The organism is Kineococcus haloalkalitolerans (genome assembly GCF_050871905.1).
Classification (GTDB): Bacteria; Actinomycetota; Actinomycetes; order Actinomycetales; family Kineococcaceae; genus Kineococcus.
This window is the reverse complement of record NZ_JBJLSH010000029.1, coordinates 13,528-30,229: the sequence shown is the minus strand read 5'-3', so window position 1 is coordinate 30,229 and position 16,702 is coordinate 13,528. Positions and strand designations below refer to the sequence as shown.

14 protein-coding genes and 1 pseudogene are annotated in these 16,702 nt (G+C 76.6%); 9 read left to right on the top strand and 6 right to left on the bottom strand.

The genetic code is table 11. The features are described from left to right. The first annotated feature begins 20 nt into the window (after window positions 1–20). Entirely contained in the window at window positions 21–1,112 is a 1,092-nt protein-coding gene (locus ACRYMY_RS12470; RefSeq protein ID WP_432547574.1) for an ABC transporter ATP-binding protein, read from the top strand. 109 nt (window positions 1,113–1,221) lie between these two features. Continuing rightward, a pseudogene (locus ACRYMY_RS12465) lies at window positions 1,222–2,322 on the top strand (S8 family serine peptidase); the annotation flags it as partial. A gap of 17 nt (window positions 2,323–2,339) precedes the next feature. On the opposite strand, the gene ACRYMY_RS12460 reads toward ACRYMY_RS12465, so the two are convergent. After that, complete coding sequence (locus ACRYMY_RS12460) at window positions 2,340–2,945, bottom strand: hypothetical protein (protein ID WP_432547598.1); 606 nt, start codon at window positions 2,943–2,945, stop codon at window positions 2,340–2,342. A 198-nt stretch (window positions 2,946–3,143) separates the two neighbouring features. Here ACRYMY_RS12460 and ACRYMY_RS12455 point away from each other — a divergent pair, with 198 nt between their 5' ends. Further along, entirely contained in the window at window positions 3,144–5,624 is a 2,481-nt protein-coding gene (locus ACRYMY_RS12455; RefSeq protein WP_432547573.1) for a putative bifunctional diguanylate cyclase/phosphodiesterase, read from the top strand. 6 nt (window positions 5,625–5,630) lie between these two features. Here ACRYMY_RS12455 and ACRYMY_RS12450 read toward each other — a convergent pair whose 3' ends face one another. Beyond that, entirely contained in the window at window positions 5,631–6,470 is an 840-nt protein-coding gene (locus tag ACRYMY_RS12450; RefSeq protein ID WP_432547572.1) for an alpha/beta hydrolase, read from the bottom strand. Continuing rightward, the gene (locus tag ACRYMY_RS12445; protein WP_432547571.1) at window positions 6,463–7,131 is read right to left on the bottom strand and encodes an SGNH/GDSL hydrolase family protein; all 669 of its coding nucleotides are present in this window, start codon (window positions 7,129–7,131) and stop codon (window positions 6,463–6,465) included. Before ACRYMY_RS12445 ends, ACRYMY_RS12450 begins: the two co-directional genes overlap by 8 nt. 122 nt (window positions 7,132–7,253) lie before the next feature. Between ACRYMY_RS12445 and ACRYMY_RS12440 the strand changes: the two genes are divergently transcribed. Beyond that, window positions 7,254–7,646, top strand: coding sequence for a small multi-drug export protein (locus ACRYMY_RS12440; protein ID WP_432547570.1), 393 nt, complete (start codon window positions 7,254–7,256; stop codon window positions 7,644–7,646). A 14-nt stretch (window positions 7,647–7,660) separates the two neighbouring features. Here ACRYMY_RS12440 and ACRYMY_RS12435 read toward each other — a convergent pair whose 3' ends face one another. Further along, a complete protein-coding gene (locus ACRYMY_RS12435; RefSeq protein WP_432547569.1) occupies window positions 7,661–7,999 on the bottom strand; it encodes a YnfA family protein in 339 nt (112 codons plus the stop codon). Between the two features lie 112 nt (window positions 8,000–8,111). Here ACRYMY_RS12435 and map point away from each other — a divergent pair, with 112 nt between their 5' ends. Beyond that, on the top strand, window positions 8,112–8,876 hold the full coding sequence (gene map / locus ACRYMY_RS12430; protein ID WP_432547568.1) for a type I methionyl aminopeptidase: 765 nt from the start codon (window positions 8,112–8,114) through the stop codon (window positions 8,874–8,876). Between the two features lie 27 nt (window positions 8,877–8,903). Here map and ACRYMY_RS12425 read toward each other — a convergent pair whose 3' ends face one another. Then, window positions 8,904–9,680: a calcium-binding protein gene (locus ACRYMY_RS12425; RefSeq protein ID WP_432547567.1), complete on the bottom strand. Its 777-nt coding sequence runs from the start codon at window positions 9,678–9,680 to the stop codon at window positions 8,904–8,906. Between the two features lie 193 nt (window positions 9,681–9,873). On the opposite strand from ACRYMY_RS12425, the gene ACRYMY_RS12420 reads away from it, so the two are divergent. Next, a complete protein-coding gene (locus ACRYMY_RS12420) occupies window positions 9,874–11,346 on the top strand; it encodes a glycoside hydrolase family protein (RefSeq protein ID WP_432547566.1) in 1,473 nt (490 codons plus the stop codon). 28 nt (window positions 11,347–11,374) lie between these two features. On the opposite strand, the gene ACRYMY_RS12415 is transcribed toward ACRYMY_RS12420, so the two are convergent. Next, window positions 11,375–13,150 carry a DUF2334 domain-containing protein gene (locus tag ACRYMY_RS12415; protein ID WP_432547565.1) on the bottom strand — a complete coding sequence of 592 codons (1,776 nt, stop codon included), beginning with the start codon at window positions 13,148–13,150 and terminating at the stop codon, window positions 11,375–11,377. Between the two features lie 471 nt (window positions 13,151–13,621). Between ACRYMY_RS12415 and ACRYMY_RS12410 the strand changes: the two genes are divergently transcribed. The 3 genes from ACRYMY_RS12410 to ACRYMY_RS12400 are packed head-to-tail and all read left to right on the top strand — an operon-like array spanning window position 13,622 to window position 16,665. After that, the gene (locus tag ACRYMY_RS12410; RefSeq protein ID WP_432547564.1) at window positions 13,622–14,119 is read left to right on the top strand and encodes a hypothetical protein; all 498 of its coding nucleotides are present in this window, start codon (window positions 13,622–13,624) and stop codon (window positions 14,117–14,119) included. Window positions 14,120–14,131: 12 nt separating this feature from the next. Then, a complete protein-coding gene (wecB, locus tag ACRYMY_RS12405) occupies window positions 14,132–15,382 on the top strand; it encodes a non-hydrolyzing UDP-N-acetylglucosamine 2-epimerase (RefSeq protein ID WP_432547563.1) in 1,251 nt (416 codons plus the stop codon). Next, window positions 15,379–16,665, top strand: a complete 1,287-nt coding sequence (locus tag ACRYMY_RS12400) for a glycosyltransferase family 2 protein (RefSeq protein WP_432547562.1) — start codon at window positions 15,379–15,381, stop codon at window positions 16,663–16,665. Before wecB ends, ACRYMY_RS12400 begins: the two co-directional genes overlap by 4 nt. The last annotated feature ends 37 nt before the right edge of the window (window positions 16,666–16,702 follow it).

The following is a 16,702-nucleotide window of genomic DNA, read 5'->3' as shown; positions in this document are numbered from 1 at the left end:
GCGACGGTCCCGCGCCTGGCTTGGACGCCGACCTGGACGTGCGGCGCGGGGAGTTCTCCCTGCGGGCGCGCCTGCGGGCCGGGCCGGGCGAGGTGCTGGCCGTGGTCGGCCCCAACGGCGCCGGCAAGTCGACGGCGCTGCGCGCCCTGGCCGGGCTGGTCCCGTTGCGGGCCGGGCGGATCGAGGTCGGCGGGCAGGTGTGGGACGCCCCCGCGGACGGGGTGCTCGCCGCGCCCGCCGAGCGCCGGGCCGGGGTGGTGTTCCAGGACCACCGGCTGTTCCCGCACCTGAGCGTCCTGGACAACGTGGCGTTCTCGCGGCGCTCGCGCGGGCACCGCCGGCGCGCGGCCCGCCGGCACGCGGACGAGGTGCTCGAGCGGCTGGGCATCGCCGCGCTGCGCGGGCGCCGGCCGCGGGAGCTGTCGGGCGGGCAGGCGCAGCGCGTGGCGCTCGCGCGGGCGCTGGCCGCCGACCCGGCCCTGCTGCTGCTGGACGAACCGCTGGCCGCGCTCGACGCGGGCGCGCGCCGGCAGGTGCGCGGGGAGCTGCAGCGGTGGCTGCGCGCCTTCGACGGCCCCTCGGTCCTCGTCACGCACGACCCGCTGGAGGCCGTGGTGCTCGCCGACCACGTCGTCGTGCTGGAGGACGGCCGGGTGGTGCAGGACGGCACGCCCGCCGAGGTGGCGGCGCGGCCGGCCACGGCGTACGTCGCCGACCTCGTGGGGGTCGCGCTGTGGTCCGGGCGCGTGGTGGGCGCCGGGCGCGTCGCCCTCGACGACGGGCCGCTCCTGCCGTGCCGCACGGGCGGCCTGGCCGTCGGTGACCGGGCGCTCGTCGCGGCGCGCCCGGCCGACCTCGACGTCCACCCCGTCGGCGCCGGCGGTGACCCGACCGAGCCGGTGGACCCGGCCCGCACCGCGTGGCCGGGCACCGTCACCGCGGTGGAGCCGCGCACCGAGGTGGTGCGGGTGGACGTCGACGGGGCCCCGCGCGCCGCGGTCGACCTGGCGCCGGCGCGCGCCGCCGCGCTGGGACTGGCCCCCGGCCACCGCGTGCTCGTGTCCGCCGACCCGGCGCGCCTGCACGCCTACGCTCCGAGCGCGGGACGCTGAGCCGTCCGGACCGCCAGCGCGGTCCGAACGGGTGATCGCGGTGACGTCCCGCCCACGACGGTGCCCGTCCGTGGTCACCTGGTGGCGCAACGATCAACTACTCACAGTGATGAGGTGCTACGGCATGGGTGTGGTCTGGACGGGCAAGGGACGAGCCACCGCAGTGGTCGCCGGCATCGCCGTGGCGGTCACCCCGGCGCTCGCGGCCCCCGCGCAGGCGGGGACCACCGCGGCGTCGGTGCGCTCCTACGACGCCACCACCGACGCGGGGTCCCTGCGCACGATCGCCGCCGCGGTCGGCGCCACCGACGTCCACGCGCAGCGCGACGCGGCCGGCCGCGCCCTCACCGGCGAGGGGGTCACCGTCGCCGTCCTCGACTCCGGCGTCGCCCCCGTCCCGGGCCTCGACGCCCCCGGCAAGCTCGTCCAGGGCCCCGACCTGTCGCTGGAGGCCGACCTGCCCGTCGACCTCGGCCCGGACACCTTCGGCCACGGCACCCACCTGGCCGGCATCGTCGCCGCCGACGCGACCGGCTCGGCCGACCCCGACGCCGCCGAGGGCATCGCCCCCGGCGCGCAGGTCCTCGGACTCAAGCTCGGCGACAGCGCCGGCAGCACCGACGTCAGCCAGGTCGTCGCCGCCCTCGACTGGGTCGTGCAGCACCGCGCCGACGGCGACCTCGACGTGCGCGTCGTCAACCTGTCCTACGGCACCGACTCCCTGCAGCCCTACGAGGTGGACCCGCTGGCCGCCGCCGCCGAGAACGCCTGGCGCCACGGCATCGTCGTCGTCGCCTCCGCCGGCAACGGCGGCACCGCCCCCGGCCGGCTGACCAACCCCGCCATCGACCCCTACGTCATCGCCGTCGGCGCCACCGACGCCGGCGGGGACGTCGACGGCTGGGACGACCCGGCCGTCGCCTCCTTCTCCCAGCGCGGCACCGCCGAGCGCCACGTCGACCTCGTCGCCCCCGGCCGCTCCGTGACCTCCCTGCGCGTGCCCGGCTCCACCGTCGACCGCGAGCACCCCGAGGGCCTCGTCGACGGCGACGAGACCGGCGCCCTCTTCCGCGGCAGCGGCACCTCCCAGGCCGCCGCCGTCGTCAGCGGCGCCGCCGCGCTCCTGCTGCAGGCCGACCCGACCCTGACCCCCGACGAGGTCAAGGCCGCGCTCGTGTCCACCGCCGACCCGCTGGCCGGCACCGACGCGGTCGACCAGGGCGCCGGTCAGCTCGACGTCGCCGCCGCCCTCGACGCGCTGCCCGCCGTCAAGGCCGCCGACGTGCAGCAGCGCTTCCCCGAGGCCACCGGCACCGGCAGCCTCGACGCCGCCCGCGGCACCTCCCACCTCGTCGACCCGCTGAACGGCGACGTCCTCGCCGGCGAGGTCGACGTCCACGGCAGCCCGTTCGACGCCGCCGCCTGGGCCACCGCCTCCCGCGCCGGCACCGCCTGGGACGGCGGCCGCTGGAACGGCGCGCAGTGGACGGGCAACGGCTGGGCCGTGGCTCCCGAGCGGGCTGACTGGTCCACCGCCCGCTGGAGCACCGCCCGCTGGAGCACCGCTCGCTGGTCCACCGCCCGCTGGTCCACCGCCCGCTGGAGCACCGCCCGCTGGAGCACCGCCCGCTGGTCCACCGCCCGCTGGTCCACCGCCCGCTGGTCCACCGCCCGCTGGAGCACCGCCCGCTGGTCCACCGCCCGCTGGTCCACCGCCCGCTGGTCCACCGCCCGCTGGTCCACCGCCCGCTGGTCCACCGCCCGCTGGAGCACCGCCCGCTGGAGCACCGCCCGCTGGAGCACCGCCCGCTGGAGCACCGCCCGCTGGAGCACCGCCCGCTGGAGCACCGCCCGCTGGAGCACCGCCCGCTGGAGCTGACGAGCCGAGCACCTCGTCGAAACGCACGGGTGCCGCTAGGTTCCCCCTGGTCCGTACGGGGGAACTTGGCGGCACCCGTTCCCACGTCGCTACAGCGATACTCGACGCCCGACGAGATCACTCCGAGGTGACGGAGGAGCGGAGGTGGGGACGTGGGTCGAGCGGTCTCAGCGATCCCACCGCGCACTGTCGCGACAGTAGGCCTCACCGTCGTCATCGCCCTCGCCGCGACCCTGCTCTGGTCTCACGTCCCCGAGCACCCGGTCCTGCCCGGGAGCACCGGCACGAGCGCGGTCGTCGTCCTGATCGTCCTCTTCGGCGCCTTCTTCGTGACGGAGCTCGGCCAAGCCCTGGTCGAGGTCCGCGACCAGGCCTACTCCTTCTCCCTCTCCGGCATCCCCCTCCTGCTCGGCGTGCTGTCGTGCGACCCGCAGCACCTCATCGCCGTCCGGGTCGGAGCAGCCGTGTGCGCCTTCGCGGTCCAGCGCGCCTCACCGGTCAAGTTCGCTTTCAACACCGCCTCCTACGCGCTCGACTGCGTCCTCCTCCTGGTCCTCGTCGGCCAGTTCGCCGGGACAGCTCCCGCGTTGACCTGGAACGTCGCCGCCGCCTGCTACCTGGCCATGGCCGTCGGTGACCTGGTGACCAGCCTGCTCGTGCTGCTCGTCATCCGGATCAACAGCGGACGGATGCGCTTCGCCGACGTCTTCCACGCGCTGGTTCCCGCAGCGGTGTTCGTCGTCATCAACGTCGTCGTCGCGTGCACCGCGGTCGTCCTGTGGCAGGACGGCCCGCTCGGCGTCGCCCTCCTGGCGGCGCTGACGGCGACGACGGCCGCCGCCTACCGCGGCTACCTGGTGCTGCGCCGGCGCCACCAGTCCCTGCAGACGGTGCAGGAGTTCATCGACGCGGCTTCCGTCGCAGCCGCCGCGCGGGACGGGAACCTCGTGGCCCAGCTCCTGGAGCACGCGCGCACGGTGCTGCGCGCGCGCCGCGTCGAGCTGGTCGTGGGCCCGGCCGGGAAGGTCCGCCACCACGTCGTCCAGGAGGACGGCGACGACCACGCGCCCGCGCCCGCGGACCTGCTGGACGAGCTGCTGGCCGACGGCGGCGCGCACCTGCTCGACGCGTCGGGCCCGCCGGCCGCCGCGCGGCTGCTGTCCACCGCCGGCGCCGGGGACGCCCTCCTCGTGCCGGTCCCGGCCGGCGGTGTGCCGGCGCGGCTGCTCGTCGTGGACCGGGTCGGCGACACCACCTCGTTCGACCGCGACGACCTGCGGCTGCTGCAGGCGTTCGCCGGTCACCTGGGGGTGCGGCTGCAGAACGACCGCCTCGTGGACCGGCTGCAGCACGACGCCACCCACGACGAGCTGACCGGCCTGGGCAACCGGGCCCTGCTGCAGCAGCGGCTGGCCGAGGCCGTGCCGCGCGGGCCCGTCGCGGTGCTGCTGCTGGACCTCGACCGCTTCAAGGAGGTCAACGACACCCTCGGCCACCCCGCCGGCGACGAGCTGCTGCAGGTCGTCGCGCGGCGGCTGCGGTCGGTCGCCCCGCCCGGCAGCACCGTGGTGCGCCTGGGCGGCGACGAGTTCGCGGTCCTGGTCACCGGCGGGGACGTGCGCGAGGCCGCCGAGCAGCTCGCCGTGGCCGTCGCGGAGGCGGTGCGACCGCCCGTGGCGCTCGCGGACGCGACGGTGAGCACGGCCGTCAGCACCGGCATCGCGGTCAGCGCGCCCGGCGAGCGGCCCGCGGACGTCCTGCGCCACGCCGACACCGCGATGTACGCGGCGAAGACGGCCGGCGGCGGGTACCGCGTGTGGGAGCCGGACCTGGACAGCGGCCGCGCGGAGCGCCTGTCGCTGCTGGCGGACCTGCACACGGCCGTGGAGCGCGGCGACGAGGCGCTGGGCCTGCACTACCAGCCGAAGGTGGACCTGCGCACGGGTGCCGTCACCGGGGTCGAGGCGCTCGTGCGCTGGACGCACCCGCGGCTGGGGCCCCTGTCCCCCGCCGCGTTCGTCCCCCTCGTGGAGTCCACGGGGCTCGTGCACCCCTTCACCCGGCACGTCCTCGCGGTGGCGCTGCGGCAGTGCCGCGAGTGGCTGGACGCCGGGCTGGACCTGTCGGTGGCGGTGAACCTGTCGGCCCGCAACCTGGGCGACGCGGACCTGCCCCGCCGGGTCGGGGAGGCGCTCGCCCGCGCCGGCGTGCCCGCCGACCGGCTCGTGCTGGAGATCACCGAGAGCGCCGTCATGGGCGACCCCCGCCAGAGCGTGCAGGTGCTGCGCCGCCTCGCCGACAGCGGCGTCACCCTGTCGCTGGACGACTTCGGCACCGGGCACAGCAGCCTGTCGTACCTGCAGCGGCTGCCCGTGCACGAGGTGAAGGTGGACCGCTCGTTCGTGGCGGAGCTGACCGCCGAGGACCCCGCCGCCCGCCGCGTCGCCCACGCCCTCGTCGAGGGCATCACCGGCCTGGCGCGCGCCCTGGAGCTGCGGGTCGTCGCCGAGGGCGTGGAGGACCGCGCGACCCTCGACGTCCTGCGCGCCCTGGGCTGCGACGTCGTGCAGGGCTGGCACACCGGCCGGCCCGTGCCGGGCGGGGAGATCGGACGGCAGGTCGTCGCCGGCTGAGCGCCCTCAGCGGGCCGGCAGGCGCTCGTCCAGCCAGGCGACGACGTCGGCGAGGACCCGCTCGCGCTCCGGCTCGTGGTGCGGTTCGTGGAACAGGCCCGGGTAGCGGTGCACGGTGACGTCGCGCGAGGCGGCGCAGCGGCGCACCACCTCGGACGCCGCGGGTGGGACGAGCCGGTCGGCGTCGCCGTGCAGGACGAGCAGCGGCAGCGTCGTCGTGGCCAGGCGCGCGGGCAGCGCCTCGATAGCTCGGACGGTCTCCGCGGCCGTGCGGGCCCGCACCCGCCCCGCCACGGTCAGCGGGTCCGCGCGGTAGGCGCGCACCACGTCCGGGTCGCGGCTGACGGCGTCCACGTCCAGCTCGCGCACGCCCAGACCGGGGGCCACCCGCGCCAGCAGGCGCACCAGGCGCCGCTGCAGCGGCGGCACGTCGTCCAGCGACAGCGCCGGCGCGGACAGCACCCCGCCGACCACCGCCGGGTGGGGGGCGCCCGACAGGTGGGTGGCGGCGACGAGCCCGCCCAGGCTGTGCCCGAGGACGACCACCGGTGTGCCCGGGTGAGCGGCCACCGCGTGGTCGACGAGCGCGTCCACCCCGGCCACGGTCGCCGCCAGCGAACCGACGTCCCCGCGCCGCCCCGGCGAGCGCCCGTGCCCCGGGTGGTCGACGGCGTGCACGGCGTACCCGGCGCGGTTCAGGGCGGCGGCCACCCCGGCGTAGCGGCCGCCGTGCTCGTGCAGGCCGTGGACGACGACCACGGCGCCGCGCGGGTCCGGCACCGGCCACGAGCGGCGGAACTGCCCGGTGCTCGTCCAGCCCGTCTCCTCCCCCGGGTCCTCAGCCACCCAGGACCTCCCGCACGCGGGCCGCGAGCGCGACGCCGAGGGCCTCGTTGTCCCGCGGCGCCAGGTGGATGCCGTCGACGCCCGTCGTGGCCGTCGCGGTGCCGGCGTCGAAGAACGCCGCCCCGTGGTGGGCGGCGGCCGCGGCGTACAGCTCCGGCAGCGCCAGCGTCTTCTCCCGCGCCCCCTCGAACAGGGCCCGGAACCACGGGCCGGTGACCTCCCCCAGCGGCGGCGGCGCCACCAGCAGCGCGCGCGGGGCCGGGTAGGCGGTGCCGATGCCGCCCGCCGACGCGGTGACCTGCCCCAGCAGGGTCGCGGCGCCCACGGCGATGTCGAACGGGGAGCGGTGGAAGTGCGCCTTGGTGTCGTTGGTGCCGAGCATGACGACGACGAGGTCCAGGGGCAGGTGGCTGGCCAGCGCCGCGGGCAGGTACGCCGAGCCGTTCAGCCGCGGGTCCATCGGGTCGTCGGCCGTGGTGGTGCGGCCGTTGAGGCCCTCCTCGACGACGAGGTACCCGTCTCCCAGGGCCTGCGCCATCACCCCGGTCCAGCGCAGCTCACGCGGGTACCGCTCGCTGGGCACGCCGTGCTCGACGGGCCGCCACCCCCAGGTGAGGGAGTCGCCGAAGCACAGGACGGTCTTGCGGGGCTGCTCGGGCACGTCGTCGTCCTCTCGCGCGCGGCGGCCCCGGCGGCCGCCGCGGCGATCCTCGCACCGGCGCGGCCGGGCCGGGCTCGCCTCCCGCGCGCGGTGGCGAGACTCGCGGGGACGGGAGGGGAGGCGTGCAGCCGGGTGGTCTGGCAGGGGTGTTCGCCGGTGGTGCGCTGCCGTGGCTGGAGGCGGTGGTCGTGGTGCCCGTGGGCATCCTCAGCGGCCTCGACCCCGTCGCGGTGGTCCTGGCCGGGCTGGCGGGGAACCTGCTGACGGTGGCGGTGGCCGCCTACGCCGGTGCCCGGTTGCGGGCGTGGTGGCTCGCCCGCCGCGGGCGGGAGCGGCCGTCGGCGCGCGCCGGGGCCCGCTCCTCGGCGCGGCGCGAGCGCTCGCAGCGGGTCTTCGCCCGCTGGGGGATGCCGGGCCGGGCGACGGCGTGGGTGGGCGCGGGGACGGTGCTGTGGTGCGTGGTGGCCGCGGTCCTCGCCGTCGACGGCTCCACGCTGCTGGGCGGGGGCGGCTGAGGGCGCGGCCCGCGTCAGGCGGCCGGGCGCGGCGCGTACATGATCATCGCGACGCCGGCCAGGCAGACGAGAGCGCCCGCCACGTCCCAGCGGTCGGGCCGGAAGCCGTCGAGCGCCGCCCCCCACAGCAGCGACCCGGCGACGAACACCCCGCCGTAGGCGGCGAGGACCCGGCCGAAGTTCGCGTCCGGCTGCAGGGTCGCGACGAACCCGTACAGGCCGAGCGCGAGGACCCCCGCCCCGATCCACACCCAGCCGCGGTGCTCGCGCACCCCCTGCCAGACCAGCCAGGCCCCGCCGATCTCGCACAGCGCGGCCAGGGCGAACAGGGGCACCGAGCGGGCGACGTCCACCCCCCAGACGCTAGCGAGCGCGCGATCGCTGCGGCGCCAGCGGGCGGGCGACCGCGGCGGCGCGCGCCGTAGCATCGCGGGGCCGCACCGTCGACCCCCGGAGGACACCACCGTGATCGAGCTGCTCACCCCCGCCGAGGTGCGCCGGGCGCAGGCCAGCGGGCGCTTCGTCGCCGGCGTGCTGCGCGACGTGCGCGAGCGCGCGGGGGTCGGGACGAACCTGCTGGAGATCGACGCGTGGGTGCAGCGGATGATCGCCGACGCGGGCGCCGTGTCCTGCTACGTCGACTACGCGCCGTCCTTCGGGCGGGGCCCGTTCGGCCACCACATCTGCACCTCGGTCAACGACGCCGTCCTGCACGGCAAGCCGTTCGACTACGCCCTGGCCGACGGGGACCTGCTGACGCTGGACTTCGCCGCCTCCCTGGACGGGGTCGTCACCGACTCCGCCGTCAGCTTCACCGTCGGCGAGCGCGCCGACGCCGAGGACGTGCGGATGATCGAGACGACGCGGCGGGCGCTGGAGGCGGGCATCGCCGCCGCGGTGCCGGGCGCCCGCACCGGGGACCTCTCCCACGCGATCGGCGCCGTGCTGACGGGGGCGGGGTACTCCGTCAACACGCAGTTCGGCGGGCACGGTGTCGGCTCGACGATGCACCAGGACCCGCACGTCGCGAACGCGGGGCGCCCCGGCCGCGGCTACCGGCTGCAGCCGGGCCTGCTGCTGGCGATCGAGCCGTGGATCATGGCCGACACCGACGAGCTGGTCACCGACGCCGACGGGTGGACGCTGCGCAGCGCCACCGGCGCGAGGACCGCGCACAGCGAGCACACCGTGGCGATCACCGAGGACGGGCCGCTCGTCCTCACCGCCTGAACCCCCGGCCGGTGGTGCGGCCGCGCGTCAGCGGCGGGCCGGCTGCGCGCGCATCCCGGTGAACTCCACGACGGCGTCCTCGGAGTACATCCCGACGGCACCGGTCAGGTAGGGGTCCTCCTCGTCCGTGTACGTCACCACGTGCCGGCCGTCGACCCACACGTCGACCGTCGCGGCGAGCTGGCGCACCCGCACGCGGTGCGGCACGCCCTCCTCGGCCGGGGCGCCGCCGGTGGCCAGGAACCGCTGGCCGCCCTCGAACCGCGGATCGAGCTTCCCGAGCTCCCAGCCGTTGGGCTTGAGCGTGAAGTAGTAGGCGCGGTCGTGGTCGGTGTACGCCCACAGCACCCACCCGACCTCCCACGGGTTCGGCGCGCCGACCCGGGTCCGCTCCAGGGTGTGCATGGTGACGGTCCAGTCGACGTCGTCGTAGTGGGCCGCCGACACCACGAGCCCCGCGTGGGTCTCCTCGGGCCGCGCCGCCGGGCGGGGCGACAGCCGCAGCGCCCCGTCGTCGAACGTGGTGCTGCCCTCGCCGTTGAAGACCGCCAGCCACTCCCCGTGCTCGGAGCCGTCCACCCACACCTCCGGCCCGGCGCCCCAGCCCGGCGGCCCGGTGCGCCAGACCACGGCGGCGGCCGCGGCGAGGGCGAGCGCGAGCACCGCGCACAGCAGCAGGGGGGTGCGCCGGCGCGCCGCGCGCCGCGGCGGGGCGGGCCGCACGACGTGCAGCGCGCCGGTGTCGGCGTCCTCCTCGGGGGCGCGGCCGCGGTCGAGGCGGCCAGGTGCTCGGCTGGGCGGCACCGCGGCATCGTGGCACGGGCGCGCTCCGGCGGGAACCGGTTCGGGGTTCCCGGTCACCGTCCGGTCCACCGCCGCGGCCGCGGACCGGGCCCGGGCGAACCCCGGCGGCGGGCCTCCGGGCGTGCCATGCTCGCGGGCACGACGGCGCCGCGGGAGGTGCTGTCCGCACCGGGTCGGAGCACCGGGAGGTCGCGTGCAGCGCTCCTCGCGGGCGGTCGTGGCCGCCCTCGTCCTCGTCCTGGCGTGCTCGTGCGCGCCGGACCCCGGACCGCCCGCCCGGGACTCCGCGGTCACCCCCGCGGGGCGCCTCGAGCTCTCGGTGCACGACGCGGACGGGCGCCTGCTCGACCTCGCCGCCGTCCGGGACCTGCAGTCGGCCGGGACGGGCGAGGACGGCGAGGACGACCTGCTGCTGCACGGCGACGACCTGACCGTGGTGTCGGCGTGGCCGGTGGAACCCGGCCGCGCGTCGTTCGCCCTCGAGCGGCCCGCGGGCGAGGTGACCCTGGCGACGGCGTGGCCCTCCGCCTCCGGGTACGTGATGCTCCTGCTGGACCTGCCCGCGCCCGGCAGCTACGAGTTCACGACGCTCATCGCGCAGCAGGCCCTGGACGACCTCGACGGCCTGGTCTCCCGCCGCCCGGGCCCGGTGCCCGCCGCGGTGGAGCGCGAGCGCGAGCGGGCCCGCGAGCTGCGCGCGGCCGCGCTCGCCGCCCCGGACGCGGCCCGCGAGGGCGCGCTGTCCGCGCGGGCGTTCGACGCGGCCGTCGCCGCCCAGGTGCAGCTGCTGGGCGGGCCGGCGGCGGTGCCCGCGCCCGGGCGGCAGGTGGCCGTCACGTTCGAGGACCCCTCGCGCCACGACGCCCTGGTGGGGGTGCGCGAGCTGGCCGGCGCCGGCGCGCGCGAGCCGTGGGTGCGCCTCGTCTTCGACGCGGCGCGCCCGGCGTCCTCGTACCGCGCCGACGTGGACGCGGCGCGCGCCGCGGGCGTCCACGTGCTGGGGCAGTTCCTGGACTCCACGCAGTCGGGGGCGGTGGACGCGGCGGGCTGGCGCCGGCGCGTGGCCGAGTACGTGGGGGCGCTGCCGGGCGTGGCGGCGTGGGAGGTCGGCAACGAGGTCAACGGCGGGTGGGTGGTCCCGGACGCCGCCGAGCGCGCCGTCTGGGCCGCGCGGTACGTGAAGGAGAACTCCACCGCCCGCACCGTCCTCACCCTGTACTGGCAGCTGGGGGAGGACGACCCGGAGGACTCGCTGTTCCAGTGGGCCGCGGACCACCTGCCCGCCGCGGACCTGGCCGACGTGGACGACCTGGCCCTGTCGGTGTACCCGGAGGAGCACCCGCTGGGCCCGGCGGTCGACCGGGTGCTGCGGACCCTGCAGCGCGCCTACCCCGACCAGCGGCTGCTGGTCGGCGAGCTGGGGTACGGCGGACCGGACCTGGAACCCCGCTGGTGGTGGGGTTCGCGCGACCCGGCCGGGGGGAAGGTGGAGGTGGCGCGCTGGTACTCGGCCGTCGCCGCCTCGCACCCGCTCACCGGCGGCGGGACGTACTGGTGGTACTACCTCGACGACGCCCTGCCGCCCTCGCCCGTGTGGGCCGCGCTCGCCGGCCGCGCGCCGGGGGCGGTCGCCCGGCGCGCCCGCCCCCGCCTCGGGAACCTCTGAGGAGCGGCTCCCGGGGCGGGGGCGGCGCTCACACCGCCGAGGGCGCCACGAACGTGTAGCCCAGCCCCTTGAACCCGGTGATCGTCTCGCGCAGGTACGCCGTGCCGAGGTAGGGGTGGTAGAAGAAGCTCGCGACGTTGTCCCGCACCACGAGGTTCGCGCGCGCGGTGGCCACCAGGTCGGCGGGGAACCGGGCCGGGTGGTTGTTGAACGCCTCGGGCTCGACGTTGCCGCAGGACTCGGGCAGGACCTTGGTCCCGTACAGGTCCCGCACGGCGTAGGGGAAGTACTGGCCGTTCAGCCGCTTGTGGTCGACGGCACCGCTGAACAGCCCGCCGAAGTACAGGCCGCGCTCGTAGCGGGTGCCGAAGCGGGAGGCCACGGCCCGGTAGTCGGTGGCGCTGCCGGCGTAGTGCGGGAACTCGAAGATGGTCGGGGTCCGCAGCCCGGCCTGGCTGAACTGCTGCAGCGCGGAGGTGATCCGGCCGGTCGCCCACGCCGTGGAGTCCCCCGGCACCGGTCCGTCGTAGATCACGCTGTCGTTCGCGTCGACGTGGGCGGCGAAGAACTCGAAGTCGTTCGCGCTCACGCCGTCGTACGGGTTGTCCAGCGTCCCGAACTGGTGGGTGTACCCGTGGACGAGCAGCGTCCCGCCCTTGGACTGCATGTACTTCAGGGCGCTGACCACCTGCGGGCGCGAGGTGAGGGGGTAGTCCTGCGCGACGCCGCCGCTGTAGGTGCCGCGCGGGTCGACGTAGCGGGTGTAGAGCGCGACGCTGAACGGGACGCGCTCGGAGGACAGGTGGTCCGCCACGGCGCGCAGCTCCGCCGGGTCGGCGTCCGGTCCGACGTCCTCGATGCGCACCAGCGCCCGCCGCCGCGTCGGTGTCGACGGTGCCAGCGCGTCGAAGAGCAGGTCGCAGAAGGCCAGGTACCGGTCTCCGTGGTCGACGTAGGAGAACGGCACCTCGCCCAGGTAGGTGAGGTTCCCGGAGCGGGTGGCCCACGGGATCGTGGACCCGTCGGCGCGGGTGGCGGTGGCCAGGAGCGAGGCCTTCGCCGGGTCGGTGACGTCCACCCCCATGATCCCGCCCTGGTTCTGCGGGTCGCGGCTCAGCCGCTGCCCCTTGTAGGTCACCGCGGCGACCGGCGCGAAGTCGTACTGCGTCCACGTCCAGCCGGTGCGCGTGGCGAACGCGGGGTCGGCGGCCGTGAGCTGCCAGATGTTGCTGTACATCCACACGACCGGCTTGGCGGTGGCCAGGACGTCGGCGAGGAACGCGGCCGGCAGGGGTTCGTCGTAGGTGGACCCGATGTAGACGACGGCCGTGTAGGACGACAGCGTCCCGGCCGTGTAGGAGACGACGGGCATGGCCGTCCAGGAGCCGAACCGGGAGGCCAGGTTGGCCGTCTGCTGCGCGTACAGCTCCCCCAACCACCCCCAGGTTCCGGTGCTGTCGTACAGCACGAGCGTCGTCGCGGCCGTGCTCAAGCCGGCGCCGGTGACGGGTGCCGGGGCGGCGAGCGTGGTGGCCGTCGGGGCGGACAGCGCAGTGGCCCCGACGGGGCGGGGTTCGGGGCGCAGGCGCGGCGGGCGCGGCGGGGAGGGCAGCCGGCGCTGGCGCTCGACGCCGCGCAACCGGGCCCGCCGGCCGGGGCGCCGGCCCGGTGGCGCGGCCGCTGCGCCGGCGGGCACGCCTGCGCCGGCGAGCGCGGCGGCGAGCGCGGCGGTGCGCAGGGCAGCGCGCCGGGAGAACCCGGGGGTACCACGGTCGGGGCGGCGGGGGTCGTCATCGGGGTGCACGGGACCTCCTGTGGTCCGGGCGACGGGGATCGAGCCGGAGGTGACGATGCGTGGTCACCATCGACCACGGAGAGTGAGGCAGGATGCGGAGCGGTGGGGCTGCTCGCCGGTGCGGTCCAGCGACGGGACAGGGATAGCACGCTCGTGGCCCGATCAACCAGGAGTTCCCGGCGAACCTTCAGAGCATCGACCGACGGTGACCACCGAGAACTCAGCGTGCGACAACCTTCAGAGGATCACCCTTGTGGGTGATCAGCACGGGAAAACGCGCACCGGTTCAGGACGTCCCCCGGTGATCGGAACCTGGCCTCGGGTTTCCGTCGCACCGACCGGCCACGTTGAGTAGGTACCTCGTCACTATTTACACAGGGTCACGACGAGTTTCCCCGAAACCCCTCCCCCTCCACGCTCCGTTGCGCCACAGTGCCCCCGTCGAACCACGGCGCTCGGACCTACCGCGGGAGGGCACCGGTGTCCACGACCGCTGAACCATGGATCCTCGCCCTGGGTGGGACCACCCACCGCGCCGATGTCGTCACCGACCACCTGCTGCCCGCCGTGGGCGTCGCCTTCGCCCTGTACCTCACCGCCGCCGCGACCCTCGCCCTCGTGACCGTCGCCCTGAAGCTGTCCCGACGCGCAGCCGCGCACCGGGCCGCCCACGCCGTCCGGACGAGCCGGGTCGGCATCCCCCTCCCGGCCGCCCGCACCGCCGGAACCGCCGGAGCTCCACCGGGCGGCGCGGGCGCCCGGCACCGCGGGCGTCACCAGACGCCCTCCCGGCACCCCGTCCTGCACGACCTGCGCACGGCGGCGCGGGGGGTCGCCGCCGGCCGCCTGCTGCGCACCCCCCGCCGGGCCGGCGAGGAGGTGCTGGACCTGCGCACCGACCCGGTGGCGTCGCGCCCCCGCCCGCACCCGCGCACCGCCGCGCCGTCGGGCGGGCACCTGACCGAAGACCACTCCTGACCGGAGGTCGTCATGAGCCGCACCCCTGTTCCCGGAGCACCCGCCCGGCGGTACCGCACCGCCGTCGTCCTCGGCACGCGGCCCGAGGCGGTCAAGCTCGCCCCCGTCGTCCGGGCCATGCGGAGTTCACCGGACCTCGAGCCGGTCGTCGTCACCACCGGGCAGCACCGCGAGCTGGTCGCCGACGTCCTGCCCCAGCTCGGTGTCGAGGCCGACGTGGCGCTGGACGTCATGCGCCCCCGCCAGCCGCTGAGCTCGCTGACGGCGCGCCTGTGCGAGGGGCTCGGCGAGGTCCTGCGCGCCGGCGCGTTCGACGCGGTGGTCGTGCAGGGCGACACCACCACCGCGCTGTGCGGCGCGCTGTGCGGCTTCTACGCCGACGTCCCCGTCGCGCACGTGGAGGCGGGCCTGCGCTCCGGCTCGCGCGGCGACCCCTTCCCCGAGGAGGTCAACCGCCGCGTCATCACCCACCTCAGCACGTGGCACTTCGCGCCGACCCTGCCCGCCGGCGTCAACCTGCTGCGCGAGGGGGTGCGGGAGCAGGACGTCGAGGTCACCGGCAACACCGTCGTGGACAACCTGCTGTGGGTCGTGCGGCACGGCCTGGGCACCTCGGCGTTCACGCCCCGCCCGGAGGGGGCAGCCGCGCCCCGGCGCGTCCTGCTGACCCTGCACCGGCGGGAGAACCAGGGCGAGGTCATGACGGGCCTGGCGCGCGCGGTGGCGCGGCTGGCGGACCTGCGCGACGTGGAGGTCGTGCTGCCCGTCCATCCCAGCCCCGCGGTGCGCGAGTCGCTGCTGCCCGTGCTGGCCGGGCACCCGGGCGTGGTGGTCACCGAACCGCTGGACTACCTGCACTTCACCGCCACGCTGGCGGAGGCCGACCTCGTCCTCACCGACTCCGGCGGCGTGCAGGAGGAGGCCCCGTCCCTGGACGTGCCCGTGCTCGTGCTGCGGCGCACCACCGAGCGGGCCGAGGGGGTGCGCGCCGGCACCGCGGCGCTCGTCGGCACCGACCCCGACGTGGTCCTGGAGCGCGCGCTGGAACTGCTGGACGACCCGCAGGCGCACGCGCGGATGGCCGCCGCGGAGAACCCCTTCGGCGACGGGCTCGCCTCCGAGCGCGTGGTGCGGCGGCTGGCCGCGGACCTGGCGCGCCGGGACGCCGCCCCGGTGCCGGTCCCGCTGCGCACCGCCCCGACCGCCCCGCCGACCGTCGCGGCCGGGCCGGCTCTCGTGGGCGGGTTCCAGGCCGCCCGGTGAACCCGCTGCTGCCCATCACGCTGACGATCGTCCTGTTCCTGGGGCACAGCGGCGTGATGTTCGCCCTGTCGCGCACCACCCGCGCCCGCACGGCCGACCCGCCGCGCGAGCTGGTGTTCGTGGTCCTCGTGCCCTGCCTGGACGAGGGGGTGGTCATCGACCGCAGCCTCGCGCGGCTGCGGGCCTCCGCGCCCGGCAACGTCCTCGTGCTCGTCGTCGACGACGGCTCCACCGACGCCACCGCCGACCTCGTGCTCGCCCACGCCCGCGAGGACCCCCGCGTGCACCTGCTGCGCCGGCGGCCGCCGCACGCGCGCCGGGGCAAGGGCGAGGCGCTGAACGCCGCCTACCGGCACGTCTGCGACTCCGACATCGTCGCCGGCCACGACCCCCGGGACGTCGTCGTGGTCGTCCTCGACGCCGACGGCCGGCCCGCGCCGGGGATGTTCGAGGAGGCCGCGCGCAGCTTCGCCGATCCCCGCTGCGGCGGCGCGCAGGTGGGGGTGCGCATGTACAACGTGGAGGAGTCGCTGCTGGCGCGCATGCAGGACCTGGAGTTCGTGGCGTTCACCGAGGTCTACCAGCGGGCCCGCACCCGGGTGGGCAGCGTCGGGCTGGGCGGCAACGGGCAGTTCACCCGCCTGAGCGCGCTGCAGCAGCTGGGCCGCGCGCCGTGGACGCCGTGCCTGACCGAGGACCTGGACCTCGGCCTGCGCCTGCTGGCGCTCGGCTGGCGCAACGACTTCTGCCCGGGCACCTACGTGGCCCAGCAGGCGGTGCTGTCGCCGCGCCGCCTGGTGCGCCAGCGCTCGCGGTGGTTCCAGGGCCACCTGCAGTGCCTGCGCCGGGTGCCGCTGGTGGTGAGCTCACCCCTGGGGGTGCGCACGAGCCTGGACCTGCTGCACCACCTGACGGCGCCGTTCGTCATCCTCCTGACGAGCGTCCTGCCGCCGCTGCTGCTCGGCTGGGTGGTCCTGTCGCTGCTGGACACCGGCCACCCGCTCGTGGCGTTCCTGGCCACCGAGCCGCTGGTGCTGCTCGGCTTCTACGCCATCACGTTCGCCCTGGCGCCCGTGCTGGGCTACGTGTACTGGACGCGCACGCCCGTGCCCCTGCGCACGGCGATGGCCTACGCGCACCTGTACGTGCTGTACGCGTGGCTGTGGTACCTCGCCGGCTGGTGGGCGGTGCTGCGGGTGGCCCGCGGTCAGCGCACGTGGGCCAAGACGGCCCGCACCCGCAGCGCGGAGACCCTCGTGGTCGACGAGCAGCCGGCCGCGTGAGGGTCCCGCCGGGACCCCCGCGCGGCCGGCGGGCTCA